This is a genomic window from Sphingomonas sp. R86520 (assembly GCF_042466285.1).
Lineage (GTDB): Bacteria > Pseudomonadota > Alphaproteobacteria > Sphingomonadales > Sphingomonadaceae > Sphingomonas.
This window is the reverse complement of record NZ_JAXHBZ010000002.1, coordinates 192,033-207,903: the sequence shown is the minus strand read 5'-3', so window position 1 is coordinate 207,903 and position 15,871 is coordinate 192,033. Positions and strand designations below refer to the sequence as shown.

Sequence of the window (15,871 nt, the reverse complement as noted above, 5' to 3'; positions counted from 1 at the left end):
ATGAAGCGCATCATGATGATCGCGCCGCATTATGAGGAATATGCCTTCCTGCTGTCGTGCGCGCTCGGCGATCATGCAGAGGTTTTGCTGGTGCTGCGGCAGGATCTGCTCGACCGGGACTTTGCCGGGCGTCCGCGGCCCGCCGCGCCGAATGTGATGATCCGCCATAACAGCTTCCGCACGGTCGCGGAGTTCGGGCGACTGCTGGCCGATCTGCGCCGGTTTCGCCCCGACGTGCTGCACTGGCAGGAGCCGTCAGGGTTCATCAAGGCGGTGATGGCCGCGGCGATGGTGGCATGGGCCGGGCGCTTCACTCGTACGGCGCTCACAATCCATGACGTGGTTCCGCATTCCGGGGACGATGCGCGTGTTGCCGCGCGGTTCGCGCGCATCCGCCGCCATGTCCGGGCGCGCGTCCACCGGGTGTTTGTCCACGGGCCGACCAGCCGCGAACAGTATCTATGCGATTATTTGCCGATGCCGCACACGGACGAGCGGGTCCGGCTGACGGATCATGGCGTGATCCTGGCCGGCGACACGCCGTGCGAGCCCGGTGATGGCTTCCGCGCGCTGATGTTTGGGAGGATGGAGGCGTATAAGGGGCTCGATGTCCTGTTGCCGGCGATCACGGATATGGCAAACCGGGGATGCGCGGTCGATCTGGAGCTGGCGGGCAGCGGCCCGGAAATCGATCGGCTGGAGAACGACTTCCGGGCCGTGCCGCATGTCCGTGTCGATAACCGGTTCGTTTCATCCGCCCTGCTGATCGAGAAGATCCGCGCGGCCGATTGCGTGCTGCTGCCGTATCTGGACGCCACGCAGAGCGGGGTGCTGGCCGCCGCATTCGCCAATGGACGGTTCGTGATCGCAAGCCGGGTCGGTGGCTTGTCCGACCTCGTCGAACACGGCGTCAACGGTCTGCTAGTCCCGCCGGGCGATGCCCCCGCACTTGTCGATGCGCTGGACATGGTGGCAGGCGACGCCGGACTGCGGCAGCGGTTGCGGGCGGGCGCACGACGGACGGCGGAGGATCGGCTGGACTGGGGGCCGATCGCGGCGCGGATGATCGGCGATTACTGAGCGGTGGTGGCCGCCGCGTGCAGGCGATCTCGCCCGGCGGCTGCGAATAGCGGTTCGTAGAGCGGTTCGAGCAGGCGAACGCCGGCCGCCGTTAGGTGGTGTGTGTCCGAATAGAGCGGCTTACCCGCATGCGCGAACAGGCAGCGGTCGCCTGGGCAGAGCAAGGGGACGGGGTCGAGCACCGTTATGCGGGCATCGTGCGCGGCCCAGCCGGTGATCGCGGCGTTGACAGGGGCCGAGCGGACGTCGTGCGCGGCGCGGGGATAGCGGCTCAGGTCCTGCCAGGCATCCGGGAGCGTGAGATAGAAGGCCGGTGCCAGCGTCGCGTCGCGGGGGGTCGGGCGTTCCAGAACCACTTGGACGCCCGTCGCGCGTAGCCGGGTAATGGCCGCATCGAAGGCCGCGCGGTCGAGGCGGTCGGGCCAGAGCGCCACAACTACGACGCGGGTGATGTGGTGCTGCCCGATTTCATGTACTAGCCGGCGCCACACCGGCCATTTACAGTTGCTGTCCACGCCAAAGTCGATGATCCGGCAGTTCTGCGTCGTGATATGGACCGGCACTGCGTAGCGCGTGCCCAGCGCGATCAGAAGGTACTTCTGCATTTCGACGTGCGAATCGCCGATGAAGAGGATGCCACCGGGGCCATCCGCTTGGGTGAGGCGGCAGGTCTGCGCGCGCCACTGCCGGAGCCGGCCGAGGATGGGGCAGCGGCCGTCGGGCCGGTCCATCTGCGCCAGCAGCAGGGGCTGCATGCGGGGCGGATAGCGCCGGACGAACCCGTCGCTGGCGACCAGCGTCGCTCCGACCCCCGCCGAAAAGGCGAGGAAGGCGAGCAGCATCGCGATCGTGCGCCAGGGGCGGGCCAGCCAGTCCGCACGCGACACGCCCTGTTCCAGCAGCCACCAGGACAGCAGGCCGAGCGCATAGCCGAGTAGCAGCACGGCGGCCGCCGCCGGCCCCGTCGCGGGATGACCGCGCAGGAGGAACAAGAACACGACCGGCGGCCAGTGCCACAGATACCAGCTGTAGGAGATCGCGCCGAAATGCTGCGTCACACGGTTCGTGAAGGCACCCGAAAGCAGCGGTGACAGGCGACGCTGCACTACGCATAACGCCACGGTAGCCAATACTGCGAGCAACCCCTGCGTCAGTACGCTGGCACTCTCCTTGTCGAACAGGAATATCGCTACGAGGAGCGCGGCCACCGCGAGCAGCGCTACCGCGTCCGCCGCTATGCGGGGCAGGCGTTCGGCGACGCCGCGCTGGAACAGCAGCGCCGCTCCGATCCCCGCCAGAAATTCCCACGCGCGGAACGGTAGCCAGTAGAAGGTCGTCTTTGCACTGATCTGTTCGACGACGGCGCCTGCCGCGATCGTCGCGACGATCAGCAGCAGGGCGGCGGCGACGGCGACCCGTGGCCGCCAGCGGAGCGCGAGGACCAGCAGCGGGAAGCAGAGGTAGAATTGCTCTTCGATCCCCAGCGACCAGCTGTGGAGCAGCGGTTTCAGCAACGCCGCGTCGAAATATTCGCCTTGGACCCAAAAGACGAGGTTCTGCGCGTAGAAGGCCTGACCGATCAGGCTGTAGCCGAAATTGATGAGGTCTTTCGGGACCATGATCCATGCCGCGCAGAGTGTGACGGCGAGCAGCATCGCGAAATAGGCCGGCACCAGCCGGCGGACGCGGCGCGCGAAAAAGGTGCGGAAGCCAATCTCGCCCGCGACCATCGGTTCGAGGTAGCGCAGCGCGATCACGAAGCCGGAGATCACGAAGAAAATGTCGACGCCGATATAGCCGCCAGCCGCCAAGGCCGGGAATATGTGAAACAGCACAACCGCAACGACCGCGAAGGCACGGAGCCCGTCGATGAAGGGCAGGCGTCGATGGGTGCGACCTGGCGCGCCCTCGTTCGAGTACGCCGCCCCGCTCAAGCTGGCCCGTCGCCCGTGCCGACGACTTCGGCAAAGCTGCCCGCTTGGACGAGGCGGCCATCGTCGAAGCGGAAGATGTGCGAGCAGCCGCGCAGCGTGCTCAGCCGGTGCGCGACGATGATGACCGTTCGCTTGCCCGCCAATGCGCCAATCGCATCCATGATGGCCTGTTCGGTCCCGGTATCGAGCGCACTCGTGGCTTCGTCCAGGACGAGCACCGCACGTTCCGCGTAGAGCGCTCGCGCTATGCCGATGCGCTGACGCTGGCCGCCGGACAGGCGCTGGCCGCGTTCGCCAACGAAGCTGTCATAGTGTTCGGGTAGCGATTCGATATGATCGGCGATCCCTGCTAGCCGTGCAACGTGGCGAACATGCGCCATGTCGATGTCGGCCCGGCTCAGGCCGAAGGCGATATTCTCGGCGATCGTGCCGTCCGTCAGGTAGATGACCTGCGGCACATGGCTGATGTTCATGTGCCACGACCAGCGCGCCAGTTCATCGAGTGGCTGGCCGTCGACCGTGATGGCGCCCGTCCGCGCATCGAGCAGGCCCATCAGCAGATCGAGGAATGTGCTTTTCCCGCTGCCCGTGCGGCCGATGAAACCAACCGTCGCACCGAACGGAATTGACAGGCTGACGTCGTTTAGGACGGACGACCCGTCAGGGGTATAGGCAAAGGACAGCCGATCGACGTCGATTGAACGTTCGAACGGCAGCGCGGCAAGCGGCGTCGGCGCCTTGACGACGGGCTGATCCAGGAAATCGAGCACGTTGGTCACGTTCTGCAGGTTGGCCGTCATCTGGACCCAGGCGACATAGACCTGCTGGAGCAGAGGCATGAGCCGTTGCGCGCCGATTGCCAGCGCGCCGAGCATCGGCAGCACGGCTAGTAAGCCGCCATCCCGCTGCGCAAAACTATAAGCCACAAGCGCGATCAGGACCATTCCGATCCCCTCGATCAGGAAGCGCGGTGCCATGCCAAGGAACGTGGTCATGGCCTGAGCATTACGATACGCATCGTCAAGCGCGGCGAAGCGCCGGAGGTAGATCGGCTGGGCACGGTCGAGCAGGACGTCGCGGATCGCGCCGATCCCCTCTTGCACGATCTGGATACGTTCCCCCTGGACGCGCGCGGCGATGCGGCTGTTCCGGCGCAGCGCGACACGCGCGGGGACGGCGCTCAGGACGTAAAGGAAGCCGAAGCTGACGAGTGCGGTGAGAGCGAGCGGCGGATCCGCCCACACCAGGGCGGAGACGATGAAGACGCCGACCGTCGCGGAGATCAGCCCCTGGAGCGCGGGCTGGAAGAAGTAGCTCGTGATGGCATTGACCTTCTGCAGGGTGGCGAGCGCTTCGGCGCTGTTATTCTGCATGTGGTAGAGATAGTTCCGGTGCAGCAGGCTGTCATAGACGGCGACGCTGAGTTCGTGCCCGACTTCGAAGATGAAGCGCTGGGTGCTTTTGAGCAGCGCCAGCCGGACGACGGCGGCGATAATGGCGGCCAAGACAAAGCCGACCAGTGCCGCCATCATCAGCGTGGCCGGCGTCGCCGCGAAGCGCCCGGCGATCGCGTTGGTGAGTGGATAGCGCGTGATGCGTTCGGGTGCGGACAGCAGCGTCAGAAATGGCAGCACTGCCCCGATCGTGACCATTTCGGCAAACGCGCCAACCAGCATGAAAACGAGCAGGGGGATTGACTGACGCCGCCGGCGCGGGCTGAGGTGGCCGGCAAGCCGTCGCAACGCCGCGAAGATACCTGGCTCGGCGGGGTCCATAGCGTCTGTCGTCGAACCGGCTGATGCCGCGCGCCTGCGCCCGGTCATGCGTTCAATCCCACGTTGGCGGCCCCCATTCCGAGCTGAACCAACGCCGGTGACCTGGCATTTACGGGCCAATGACTTAGCTGTCAACGCGAGCGAGGCGGGTCTTGCGGTGGCATGACCGCAGGCTTAACGGGCGGCTTAGGTGTCGCCGGGCCGGCGGGAGGAACCCATGACCGACCAGAGCGAGGGCGTGCACGAGAATCGGATCGAACCCGGGATTTCCGTGGTTATCCCGCTATACAACAAGGCCAGTTATGTCCGGCGGACGGTGCTGGGGGTGCTGGGACAGGCGTATGACCGGTTCGAGGTGATCGTCGTGGACGACGGATCGACCGACGACAGCGCTTGCCAAATCGCCGACCTAGACGATGCGCGACTCCGCATTCTGCGCCAGCCCAACGCCGGGCCTGGTGCCGCGCGCAACCTGGGGATCGCGCATGCGAGACACGAATGGGTCGCGTTCGTCGATGCCGATGACGCCTGGTATCCTGACCATCTAGCGGAGCTGGCGCGGGCGATCGCCTCCTTTCCTGCGGCGGGCATGGCGTCCACCGCCTATATTAAACGGCCAGAGAGCCCCGATCTTCCCGCGCGGCCCGCCGGTCAGGGTACTATTTCACGGACCAGCCTGTTCGAAGCGTGCCGCCACCGGAACGTCGTCTGCGCATCCACCATGGCGGTTCGGCGGGCGGTGTTCGAGCAGGTTGGGGGATTCAAGGCGTTCTGGCCCGGCGAGGATACCGATATGTGGGTGCGTGCGGGGCTACGGGTGCCGCTCGCCTTTTCATCGCGCGTGACGGCAATCTACACGATGGAGACTGGCGGGATCAGCCAGACTCTCACCCCGCGCCGCAGATCGACGGCAGCAGCAGTAGAGGCAGGCGAGACACCGGTGCTTGCCTTTCTAGCGGACCGGCTGGAAGAGCCGGACCATCACGCACTCCACGGCGCGATCCGGAATTATATAGACGCGCGGTTGTTCTCGATTGCCCGCAACGCATTGTTCGACGGCGATCGCATGAAGGCGCGGCGGACGCTGGGCGACATGTCGCGCCGATCCGGCACCCGTTACCTGCTGCACGTGGTGCTGGCGCATCTGCCGGCCGTTGTCTTCGATCCAGTGCGCGCGGCGTGGCGGCGCAGGCGGCGTACCACGCGCGGCTGAACGGAAACGTCAGGCGGGCGGTCGGTCCCGCCAGGCGGCTCCGTGCGTCCCGAAAAGCGCGGCGCACCGGTCGAGTTCGTCGCCGAACCAGTCGCGGACGGCGCGCCGGACGTCCGGATTTGGATCAAGCGCGACGCGGCCCTGCTTGCGGTTGCGGCCGGGTGCCAGGCCGGGCAGCCGCTTCGACCAGTCCGCGCCGATCATGCCGACGATCGTGCGGAGCGACTCTTCCGGATCGTGCACGATGTCGTCAAAGAAGAGGATGCCGAGCCGGTCCGTGCCGATGCCATCGCGCCAGCGATCGACGATATCGCTGAGCAGATGCTGCCGCTGCCGCGCGGGATCGTCGAAGAAGGCGCGAACGACGGGCATGGCGGCATAGTCGACCGTCCCGAAGGTGCCCTTGCGCGCGTGCATCGACAGTTCGGACCAGAAGCGCTGGACGGGATCGCGGGCGAGCAGGAAGATGCGCGCATTGGTCAGCACGGGGAGGGCGCGGGCGATCTCAGGCGCGGTCATCGACGCGTACATGGGCGAAATGTCGCCCGAAACGCGACGACCGGCGGGTGCGAAGAGGGTGCGGTAGCCGGCCAGGTCGAACGTCGAATTGGCGAGTGATCCTGCGGCACGGAGGAAGGCGCGATCGGCCATGATACCCGGCCCCTTGTTGCGGATGACCCGTTTGGCGATTTCCCGCCCGGTCCAGCGCATCGCCATATACGGCTTGCCGTGATGGCCGGGGAAACCGCCGCTGAGGTAGCTGAGTTCCTGGATCGGGGTCAGCCAGATGTCGCGGTGGAATTTCAGCTGGTCAGCCAGCCATGTCGTCGCGCTGCGTTTGGGGCCGATGCAGATGAAATCCGGGCGCGTATGGTTCATGCGACGACCCGTTCACGGCCGGCCAGGCCTAGAAGTGCGAAGTGGCGGTCGATCACGGCGTCCTCTCCGAACCGTCGGACGCCTTCAGCCAGGACCGCCGGGTCGGTAGGGTGGTCGATCTGGCCCGCGATAGCCTTGGCCAGCGCCGCGACGTCGCCGACCGGCACGACGCTGCCGAACCGTCCGAAGCCGAGGATCTCGGCAGGTCCGCTCGGGCAATCGGTGGAGACGAGGCTGCACCCGCACATCATCGCTTCGATCAGGACGTTGCCGAGTCCTTCGAAATAGGAGGTCATGGCGAACACGTCGGCCCGCGCGAAGTAGCGCAGCGGGTTGGTGATTTGCCCAGGCAGCGACACGCGCGCCTCCAACCCCAGGTCGCGGATCTGTCGTTCGAGGTCAGCGCGCGAGGCGCCTTCCCCGAAGATCACCAGACGAAGGTCGCGGCCGTCCGCGATGAGGCGGGCGAAGGCGGCGATGAGATCGGCAAACCCCTTGCGCGACGACAGCGTCCCGGCACTGACGACGATCGGGCAGGTCTTGTCGACGAACCACGGGTGGTCGACGGGTTCGTGGATACGCAGGCGCGACGGCGCGTCGTCGACCAGGTTGTAGACGGTGACGTGTGGCGGCTGGCGGAACAGTGCGCGATATTCCTCGACCATCCCGTCGGAGACGCAGGTGAGCGCATCGGCCCGCCACATCACGGCGCGCATCGCCTGCTTGAATACCCATTTGCGGGTTAGCAAGCGGTTGGAATAGGTGAAGAACGGATTGACCCGGGACGAGCCGCTGATCTGCGCCCGGGATCGCGTCAGGATCGCCGCCAGCAATACGAAGCCGTTGAGATTGTCCTGCGACGAGAACACGATATTAGGCCGGGCGCGGCGCAAGTAGCGGCAGAACGGCAGCAGCATGCCGCGCGCGGTGGACGGCCCCAGCACGACCAGCTTCGCCGCGCCGATATGCGTCGGCAGGGTGTCGGCGCCAACATGGCCGAAGACAAGATCAACGTCGTGTCCGCGCGCGGCAAGTGCGCGGGCGAAGCGGATTTGCGTCAACGGAACGCCGGTCAGCGAAAAACGCGCGACGACAACGCAGATCTTCATAGGTGCAGGGTCGCTGTCCATATCGGGGGCGGCGATCACAGTCGCGGCGGTGTGTGTCAAGTCGGGTGGCTGGCGACCGCGGCGGCAACGCGTTCGAGGTAGATTTCGATGACGCGCTGTTCCGCGTAGTCCCGTTCGACCCGCGCGCGGGCTGCACGCCCCATGGCGTGCCGTTCAGCCGGGGTCAGCGCGATCATCCGGCGCATCGCCGCGGCGAGCGAGCCTGCGTCCTTCACTTGGCACAGCAGCCCGGCGACGCCGTCCTCCACGACGTCGCGGCAGCCGGGAACGTCGGTGGTGATCATCGGCCGGGCCAGCGCGGACGCCTCCAGCAGCACCCGCGACGTCCCCTCGCGATAGGAGGGCAGGACGATCACGTCAGCGTCGGCCATCTGCGCGCGGACATCATCGACGGCAGGGTGATAGTCCACGACGCCTTGGCGGACCCATCGCTCGACCGTCTCGGCTGGGATGGCGGAGCGATTGGGTGCCCCGATCCCACCCAGCAGGCCAAACCGCACGCCCGGATGGTCGCGCCGCACGATCCGCGCGGCATCGACATATTCGCCGACGCCCTTGTCCCATAGCATTCGCGCGACGAGCAGGAACCGGATCGGCCGGTCCGGATCGTTGGGTGGTGCCGCCCCAAAGCGATCGACATCAATGCCCGAACCAGGAAGCAGGACCGCTTGGCTGGGGCGGACGAGCTTCAAGCCCTCGAAATGGGCGAGGTCGTCTCCATTCTGGAAGAAAACAGTGTGCGCGCCGGCTAGCCCTACGCGGTAAAGACTCCGCACGACACGGTTAAGCATGCCGGTGTTCATGAACCCGGTGCCAAGACCTGATATGTTGTTGAGTGTCGGGATGCCAAGGCTGCGGGCAGCGAGCGAACCATATACATTAGGCTTGATGGTGTAGCCGAGCATCGCCACCGGCCGTTCGCGCTGCAGGATGCGGCGGAAGGCCGCTAGCAACGCGAGATCACGTATGGGAGAAAGCCCTGCACTGTCCATCGGCAGCGCGACCAGCCTGATACCTGCCTGTTCCAGCGCGTGGCGTGACGCCGCATCCTCGGGTGTCACCGCGACGATCTCATATCCCTGCGCCATCAGCGCGCGAAGCACGCCCATGCGGAAGTTGACGAGGTTCCATGCCGCATTGACGGTGGCAACGATCTTCATGCGGTCCGCGTCGTCCGGCGTTTGACCAGCTCTGCGCAGGCCGAAAGGAACTCGTCGCGGTAGATAGGGCGGTCGCGCCAGGTTTCGACGGTTGCCGCGCGCATCGCCGCGAGCTCTGCGGGGTCCGCGAGAATCCGGTCAACTTGGTCGCGGGCATCCTCCGCCGTTTCAAACCAGATGCCGTTGCGGCCGTCGTCGACATAGCTGCCGATCTCTCCGACCGGCGTGACAACCGGAACCAGCCCCAGTTGCATCGCCTCGACGACCGCCATGCTCATTCCCTCGGCACGGCTGGTCTGAACGAAGAAGGTGGCGGTGGCGGCATGCTGCGCGATCTCGTCAGCGTCGGCCGGCCCGAGAAATCGGACCGCATCGGTCAACCCGAGGGCTGCGACCCTTGACTCCAGCATCGTGCGCTCGCCCCGGTCCGGGCCGATGATGTCGAACCGGGCGTCTGGATGGCGGGCATGCACGAGCGCGAAGAACGCGATCGCCAGGTCGATGCGCTTGCGCGAATGCAGCCGGCCCCACGTGATAAAACGCGGCGCCGCGCGATCGCCGACGACGCGGTCGAGATGCGCGGTGAGGAACGAGATCGGCCGCGTGCGGGACGCCCAGGCAGGCCCTAGCCGGCGCGTCGCGGTCGATGCGGAATCGGCCCAGACTGCATCCGCGAGCCTTGCCGCCAAGCGGGTCAGCACGGCATCGACCCAGTTTGAATCCACGCTGTTGTGCAGGAAGACTACCAGCCGGGTACGAGGACGCAGCGTCTTCACTACGAGTCCCACGATGCACGACCGCCACAGCGAAAGGATCAGCGCCGCCGGCCGCAGGCGCAGCAAGTGGCGGATCGTCCGCGCGAAGGCGAGGGGGTTGTTCTCCGGCCCGATCCCGGGTTCGTAGACATAGGGGCGCGGCGTCACCGGGCGCTTGCTAGCGATGTAGGCTTTATGAAAGCCGAAACCAGGGTAGGGCCCCGTGGCAATGCTGGCCGCCGCCGTCTCCACGCCGCCGATGCCGTCATAGGGGATCACATGAACGATCTGCGGCAGTGCGCGCGCGTCGTCGCCGGTCGGTCCGCGATCTATCATCGCCGCCCCGCCAGCAGCCGGTGCAGCGGTGCCGCAACGCCGAGCCGCCCCGCCAGGATCATCGCGGCGCTGCCCCAGCGCTGGCGCGCGCCGGGATGGAGGCCGAGCAGCGCGCCCCGGAACCGACGCGCGGCGCGCACGTCGCCCAGGCGCAGACTGGTGCGCAGCCGTCTGATCAGGAAACGTCGGCGGTTGTCCTCGTTCAGAACATAGTCGTGCGCGAAGGCGAGACTGGCGTCGACGTTCGAGCGCGTGCTCATCCGCGTATCACCTGCGATGTCGATCACTACGCCGGGCGTGGGATCGAACCCGATCCGTTCGCCATTCCGCCAGGCAGCAAGCGCGAATCCCCAATCTTGATGCTTGGCGAGGCCTGCATCGAAGGTTGTGCCGCGCAGCACGCGGCGATCAACCGAGATCGTAGAAGAACGAGCATCGCCGCCCTGCGCGAAGAGATACGCCTCGACATCCCCGCCGGTATAGGCGCGCATCGGGCCGTCGAACACCCGCATCCCGTCGTCCAGCCGGAACCGGCCGATGACGACGCTCGACTGGTCCGCCGCATGGATCGCGCGGCGACGGGCGAGATGTCCGGGGAGGAAGTAATCGTCCGAATCGAGGAAGATCACTAGATCCCCGGTCGCCTGAGCGAGCCCCAAAGCGCGGGAATGCGCCGCATTCGTCCGTACCGGTTTGGTGATCAGGCGGACGCGCGGGTTCGCCGCGGCGATCGCCTGGAGTACCGCGATATCGTCCGACGCATCGTCGATGAGGAGGATCTCGGTGGCGGGGTCGTCGATCGAGTCGAGCGCGGCTGGCACGGTGGCGGTGCTGTTGTAGGTCGGGATGACGACGGTGATCGTGGGGCGTGGCGCGGGGGTGATGCGGGCCGCCGTCGCTGCCCGTACCTCTGCGGGGGTTGCCGAAGCTGTCATGTCAGTAGTCCCTGTCACCCGGATCGCCGCATTCAAGGCAGATACCGTCCTCGAAAAGGTAGAAGCGATAGGGGAACCAGGATTTGGCATGGTCGCCGTAGTTGATGAAGGTGAAGAACACCCCGACGTACAACAGGATGGCGCCGACAGCGTAGAGTTGGCGTTCCTGCCGCGACCGGGCGAGCGCATCGGGCATGTTGGCATAGACGAAGCACTGCACGGGCAGCAGGTACAGGCCCAGCCGGTCGACGACGGTCGATGACGAGAAGAGCATAACCGCGGGGACGGTCGCTACCGCCGCCATACTAAGCGCGGTCCAGGCCAAGAGCGCGCTGCGCTCCAGCCCGAACTGCTTGCGGAAACGCAGAAAGATCAAGCCCGGCAGCGCGCTCATGAAGCTGCGCACGAGCGCGCCGGACGAACTCGCATCGGTGTCGACATAATTGTCGACCAGCGCATCTGCGCGCGAGCCGATGAGCCACTGGAACGAAATGATCGTGATCGCGGCGATGACGGCGATTACGAACAGGCGGTTGCGGCGGCTGGTGATCGCTCCGAGCGGGATTAGGATTAGCGCGGTGCCGTGGAAGAGTGCGCCCGTCGCGACCCACGCGGTATATCGCCCGATCTTCTCGCGGTCGAGCGCAAGCAAGCCGATCATGATGAACGAGACCGCGATACCCTGTCGGATATAGCCCATGCCGCAGACGACGACCAGGTAGGGGAAGGCGACCGTCATGCACAGCCACGGCCGTTTCTGCGCTAGGCAGAACAGCATCAGCGCGACCGCCATCGTTATGCCGCTGACCATCGTGATAAAGACGATGCCGGTCGGGAACCAGGACGCTACGATCGACAGCGCGGTGTAACCGACGTCCTTCGACGTGACAGCCGCCTTGTCGACCGTCAACCAGTAGAACGGTTCCAGATTAACATAATAGTTGCCCCAGTCGCCGCCTGTCTTCCAGCGGCCGCCGATGAACAGCGCAAGCGCGATGCTGAACATGATCCACAGGAAATTGACGCGATGGTTCGCTTCTTCATTTCCCTGTTCGAGCAGGGCCATAAATCCGGCGAAGCCGAGGAAGATCCAGTAGATCAGCACTTGGATTGCCACCCGATCAGCATGAGAACCGACCAGAGCGAGGCCGTCCAGTCGTGCGTGCCGCGCAGATGCTGCTGCCAGCGGCGCTGCACGGCGGCACCGTCAAGCCCCTCGATCCCAGCGAGCGACGCTGGCGCCAGCAGATCCTCGGCCCATTCGCGCAGCGGACCGCGCAGCCACTTCGCCAGCGGTACGCCGAACCCTGCCTTGGGACGTTCGATCAGCGACGGCGGAACATGGCGGTATAATATCTGGCGCAAGAGCCACTTGCTCTGGCCGCCCCGGATCTTCTGGTCGAGGGGGGTCCGCCAAGCCTGGGTGACGATGTCGCGGTCCAGCAGAGGCGCGCGAACTTCGAGCCCCGCGGCCATCGAGGCGCGATCGACCTTGGTCAGGATGTCGTCCGGCAGGTAGCTCATGATGTCCCAGTACATCATCTGCTCCTCGCGCGTCTCCCCACGGAACGCGCCATCTTCGATCGGTAAGGCAAGCCGTTTCTCATGGGCGATCGGGACACCTGCGTGCCATTCCTCGGTGAACGCGGCGTAGATATCCTCCAGCGCGCCGCCCGACCGCATCGCGCGCGCTACCTTGTGCGCCTTGTTGCCGAGCATTGGCATGGCCGGCCCAAACGGCAGGTCCCCCAGCCGGTCCCACAGATCGGTCGACACCCCGCCGACCATCCGGCCGAGGCCGCGACGAGCGGCTGCCGGCATTAGCGACAGCCGATCGAAGATGCGGCTGGTCATGACGTAGCGGTTGTAGCCGCCGAACAGTTCGTCGCCACCGTCGCCCGACAGCGCAACCGTGACGGCGCGCCGCGTTTCCCGGCTAAGGATGTAAGTCGCGATCTGGGAGGAGTCGGCGAACGGTTCGTCATAGATCGCTGGTAGATTGGCGATGACGTCCATCGCCGCCACGGGCCTTATGTAATGTTCGGTATGTTCGGTGCCCAGGTGCCGGGCGATGGCGGCTGCATGCGGGGCCTCGTCCAGCGCGGGGTCTTCGAACCCCATGGTGAAGGTCCGCACGCGTCCGCCGGTCGCCTGTCGCATCAGCGCGACGATCAGCGAGCTGTCCACGCCGCCGGACAGGAAAGCGCCGATCGGCACGTCAGACATTGTCTGCTGCGCAACCGACTGGGTAAGCGCCGCCTCCAGCGCGACGATGGCGCGGTCGGGGTTCCGCTCGGGCGTCAGCATGCCGTCACGCGCGACCTCGGCCAGCGACCAGTAGCGCGTGCAACTGACGCCGGGTGCGGCGGACGGCACGGCCGGCGGCAGGGAAGGGGGCCGTGCGATGGACGACGTATCGAGTGTCACGATCGTGCCGGGCATCACCTTGAAGATGCCGCGATAGATCGAATAGGGCGCGGGCACGTAGTTGAAGCGGAAATAGAGCGCGGTGACATCCGGATCGATCTGCGCCGCGAAGCCTGGCACGGCCCTGAGCGAGGCGAGGCTTGACGCGAAGAGCATTCTGTCGCCGTCCCAGCCGTAGAACAGCGGTTTTTCGCCAATGCGGTCGCGAGCGAGGCTCAGCTGCCGCGTCTGCCGGTCCCATAGCCCGAGCGCGAACATGCCGCTGCAGCGCTCAAGTGCTCCGGCCAGTCCCCAGCGAGCAACCGCTTCCAGCAAAGTCTCTGTGTCCGAGTGGCCGCGCCACTCAACAGGCCCGTCGGTCTCAATCGCGCGACGCACGTCCGCGTGATTGTAGATTTCGCCATTGTAGGTCAGCACATAACGGCCGCAGCGGGAATGGTAGGGTTGATGACCTGCTTCCGATAAGTCGACAATCGAGAGCCGGCGGTGGCCAATGCCGATGCCGACCTGTCCGTCGATCCAGACGCCCTGATCGTCGGGTCCACGATGCGCCAGCGCGTCGGCCATCGCTCGGACCGATTCTTCAGCAACTGCACCCGTCGTTAGTATGCCGGCGATGCCGCACATCAGACGCCGCCCTTCATGGGGTCCCACACAGGGCAAAACACTGTCTCGCGTATCGAGGCTACCCGTAGCACGGTCACAGCCGTGGATACGATAAGCCTGACCTTACGCTTGCCGGGTTCGGTCTCAGCTAGTCTACTCTTCGCCAGCACGACGATGGGGGCCTTGCGCGGCCCGCAGGCATGTTCGACACGCTGCGATACAAAGGGCAGCGGCGCTCGCGACCTACAGCGGTCCGCAAGTCGTAATGCAAATGTCCAAGGCATCGAACGGGGATGGCTGCCTTCCACCGCGACGATGGTTTGTACATGGCGGGCAGCCGACTGCTTCATAGCAAGCACCGCATCAACCATACCGGTAGCCCTTTCAAGGCTGACACGATGAGCAGCCACGCAGCCGTCTCCAAAAACGTCTGCGGGGGCAGTACGGCAAGGGAAGACGGCGAACGACGAGCAAGCATCGTACTGCCCCATCACGTCGACCATCCCGCCAAGTCTGCGGCATGGGGTGACGGAATCCAGCTTCTCCATGTGAGCAGAGCCGTGCTTACCCGAACGCTGACGGCAGTGATTGGCGCCCTGGCATCAGCCATCAAAATCGGTTCCTACCTGTCCGCGTAACCCGCGCACCACCGCGCGCGGCACGAGGCGGTGCTGTTGCCCCATCAGCAAGGCAGCAAGAGTCCGCCAGCCGTTTCGCGCGCCGTAGCGCGCCAGGCCAATGCCGAGCGTCATCACGCCCCGCGCCGGTACCTTGTCGAAATAACGATGGTTCAGCACCAGCGTGTTTTTAATAAAATAATAGAGCTTGGTCGGCGTGAGCGGTCGTTGAGTGACATCGGGATGATAGTGACGTGCCGCCAGGACAGAGTGTACCTTACCTACCTGGCGCAAGCGGAAGAAATAATCCACTTCGTCACCGTATATGAAGAAACCAGTGTCCACTGTACCTGCCGCGCTAATCGCCGCCCGAGTGATTAGCGCGCCGTTGAACAGATGCGCGAATGGGTAAGTGCCATCCCTGGCGACTTGGTTGAGCTCTGCCAACGTCGGCAGCTTGCGCCGTCGCCCTACGACTACCGGCAGGCCGGCGCGGTTTAGCAGCGGGAACGGAAATACGAAGTTCGTCGGCTGATTTTCGCGCAACACCACTGAGGAGACGCAGGCCACGCCCGGCCCAAGGCCCGCCTCAAGCGCTGCAAGCGCATGGCTGTCAGGAAAACCATCGTCATCCATTAGCCAGACTGCGTCGTAGCCGCCATCGATGCACTCGGCAATGGCACGGTTCCACCCGGCAGCAGGACCAAGATTTGGCTGGTCTATGTGCGCCACCCCCCTTGTATCGAGCATCGCCACCGTATCGTCAGTGCTGGCGTTGTTGATGATTATCAGACCGTCTGACGCGCGCGTCTGGCGCGCAATATGGTCGATGCAGCGCTCCAAAAGCATGCAACGGTTGTGCGTCACAATCGATGTAAGGATTTTCATACAGCCGGCCTTACGAACGCAATATACAGGGTGGACGAGCCAAGCGCGCCCTCGATGACGTGGACCGCAGTAAGCGAGAGCACGTCCCGGAAGCTTTCGGAAGCAGGCTCGGCTGAGCTATCGTTCCCGATATGGC

13 protein-coding genes are annotated in these 15,871 nt (G+C 65.3%); 2 read left to right on the top strand and 11 right to left on the bottom strand.

Annotated elements, in window-relative coordinates:
- Positions 1–1,080, top strand: coding sequence for a glycosyltransferase family 4 protein (locus SJY41_RS21215; protein ID WP_380784367.1), 1,080 nt, complete (start codon positions 1–3; stop codon positions 1,078–1,080).
- Here the strand turns inward: SJY41_RS21215 and SJY41_RS21210 are convergent.
- Together SJY41_RS21210 and SJY41_RS21205 are read right to left on the bottom strand one after the other, a co-directional pair.
- Positions 1,074–3,014: an acyltransferase family protein gene (locus SJY41_RS21210; RefSeq protein ID WP_380784366.1), complete on the bottom strand. Its 1,941-nt coding sequence runs from the start codon at positions 3,012–3,014 to the stop codon at positions 1,074–1,076. The two genes, SJY41_RS21215 and SJY41_RS21210, sit on opposite strands and share 7 nt — an antisense overlap.
- The gene (locus SJY41_RS21205; RefSeq protein ID WP_380784365.1) at positions 3,011–4,837 is read right to left on the bottom strand and encodes an ABC transporter ATP-binding protein; all 1,827 of its coding nucleotides are present in this window, start codon (positions 4,835–4,837) and stop codon (positions 3,011–3,013) included. Before SJY41_RS21205 ends, SJY41_RS21210 begins: the two co-directional genes overlap by 4 nt.
- A 169-nt stretch (positions 4,838–5,006) precedes the next feature.
- On the opposite strand from SJY41_RS21205, the gene SJY41_RS21200 reads away from it, so the two are divergent.
- Positions 5,007–6,002 (top strand): glycosyltransferase family 2 protein, encoded by a 996-nt coding sequence (locus SJY41_RS21200; RefSeq protein WP_380784364.1) that lies wholly within the window; start codon positions 5,007–5,009, stop codon positions 6,000–6,002.
- Positions 6,003–6,011: 9 nt separating this feature from the next.
- Here the strand turns inward: SJY41_RS21200 and SJY41_RS21195 are convergent, their stop codons facing one another.
- Genes SJY41_RS21195 through SJY41_RS21155 form a run of 9 tightly spaced genes read right to left on the bottom strand, consistent with a single transcriptional unit; the run spans position 6,012 to position 15,735 of the window.
- A complete protein-coding gene (locus SJY41_RS21195) occupies positions 6,012–6,881 on the bottom strand; it encodes a sulfotransferase (RefSeq protein ID WP_380784363.1) in 870 nt (289 codons plus the stop codon).
- Positions 6,878–7,990, bottom strand: coding sequence for a glycosyltransferase (locus SJY41_RS21190; RefSeq protein WP_380784362.1), 1,113 nt, complete (start codon positions 7,988–7,990; stop codon positions 6,878–6,880). Before SJY41_RS21190 ends, SJY41_RS21195 begins: the two co-directional genes overlap by 4 nt.
- Positions 7,991–8,046: 56 nt before the next feature.
- Positions 8,047–9,171, bottom strand: a complete 1,125-nt coding sequence (locus SJY41_RS21185; RefSeq protein ID WP_380784361.1) for a glycosyltransferase family 4 protein — start codon at positions 9,169–9,171, stop codon at positions 8,047–8,049.
- Positions 9,168–10,205: a glycosyltransferase family 4 protein gene (locus SJY41_RS21180; RefSeq protein ID WP_380784360.1), complete on the bottom strand. Its 1,038-nt coding sequence runs from the start codon at positions 10,203–10,205 to the stop codon at positions 9,168–9,170. Before SJY41_RS21180 ends, SJY41_RS21185 begins: the two co-directional genes overlap by 4 nt.
- Positions 10,206–10,258: 53 nt before the next feature.
- Complete coding sequence (locus SJY41_RS21175; RefSeq protein ID WP_380784359.1) at positions 10,259–11,197, bottom strand: glycosyltransferase family 2 protein; 939 nt, start codon at positions 11,195–11,197, stop codon at positions 10,259–10,261.
- A 1-nt stretch (position 11,198) separates the two neighbouring features.
- Positions 11,199–12,302 carry an EpsG family protein gene (locus SJY41_RS21170; RefSeq protein WP_380784358.1) on the bottom strand — a complete coding sequence of 368 codons (1,104 nt, stop codon included), beginning with the start codon at positions 12,300–12,302 and terminating at the stop codon, positions 11,199–11,201.
- Positions 12,296–14,251: an asparagine synthase (glutamine-hydrolyzing) gene (asnB, locus tag SJY41_RS21165; protein WP_380784357.1), complete on the bottom strand. Its 1,956-nt coding sequence runs from the start codon at positions 14,249–14,251 to the stop codon at positions 12,296–12,298. The genes SJY41_RS21170 and asnB overlap by 7 nt, the downstream gene beginning before the upstream one ends.
- Positions 14,251–14,778: a hypothetical protein gene (locus SJY41_RS21160; RefSeq protein ID WP_380784356.1), complete on the bottom strand. Its 528-nt coding sequence runs from the start codon at positions 14,776–14,778 to the stop codon at positions 14,251–14,253. The genes asnB and SJY41_RS21160 overlap by 1 nt, the downstream gene beginning before the upstream one ends.
- Positions 14,779–14,832: 54 nt before the next feature.
- Positions 14,833–15,735: a glycosyltransferase gene (locus tag SJY41_RS21155; RefSeq protein WP_380784355.1), complete on the bottom strand. Its 903-nt coding sequence runs from the start codon at positions 15,733–15,735 to the stop codon at positions 14,833–14,835.
- Positions 15,736–15,871 lie beyond the last annotated feature (136 nt).